The sequence below is a fragment of the Inquilinus limosus genome (assembly GCF_002195995.1).
Taxonomy (GTDB): domain Bacteria; phylum Pseudomonadota; class Alphaproteobacteria; order DSM-16000; family Inquilinaceae; genus Inquilinus; species Inquilinus limosus_C.
In genome coordinates this window covers 1-468 of record NZ_NHON01000230.1, presented here as the reverse complement: position 1 = coordinate 468, position 468 = coordinate 1, and the positions used below count along the sequence as shown (strand labels likewise).

At 54.4% G+C, this 468-nt stretch carries 2 protein-coding genes and 1 pseudogene; all 3 read right to left on the bottom strand.

Annotation, left to right across the window (positions count from 1 at the left end):
* Nucleotides 1–74 (bottom strand): hypothetical protein (locus tag BWR60_RS39130; RefSeq protein WP_429913064.1); only part of this gene is annotated, 74 nt, incomplete at its 3' end.
* A gap of 81 nt (nucleotides 75–155) precedes the next feature.
* A pseudogene (locus BWR60_RS39125) lies at nucleotides 156–314 on the bottom strand (Ig-like domain-containing protein); the annotation flags it as partial.
* Nucleotides 257–418: a hypothetical protein gene (locus tag BWR60_RS39120; protein WP_429913063.1), complete on the bottom strand. Its 162-nt coding sequence runs from the start codon at nucleotides 416–418 to the stop codon at nucleotides 257–259. The pseudogene BWR60_RS39125 and the gene BWR60_RS39120, both read right to left, overlap by 58 nt.
* Nucleotides 419–468 lie beyond the last annotated feature (50 nt).

The following is a 468-nucleotide window of genomic DNA, read 5'->3' as shown; positions in this document are numbered from 1 at the left end:
TCCGTATCGTTGCCTTTGACCGCAATCACCACCGTATTACCTTCGTCCACCGTCGCTGTGTCATTAGTCGCCACTGGTGGGTCATTGACTGGATTGACGGTGATATTCACGGTCGCTGTATTGGACACGACTCCATTGCTGTCGGTCACGGTATAGGTGAAGCTGTCCGAGGTGGTTTCTGAACCATCATGTACATAGCTCACGGTGCCATTGGCATTCACCGTCACGGTACCRTTGGCTGGTGCGCCCACGATGGTCACCACACCTGCTGGCGTACCGTCACGGTACCGTTGGCTGGTGCGCCCACGATGGTCACCACACCTGCTGGCGTACCGTCTTCGGCATCCGTCATTAGTCGCCACTGGTGGGTCATTGACTGGATTGACGGTGATACTGTCTCTGATACAAATCTCGCCACTGGTGGGTCATTGACTGGATTGACGGTGATACTGTCTCTGATACAAATCT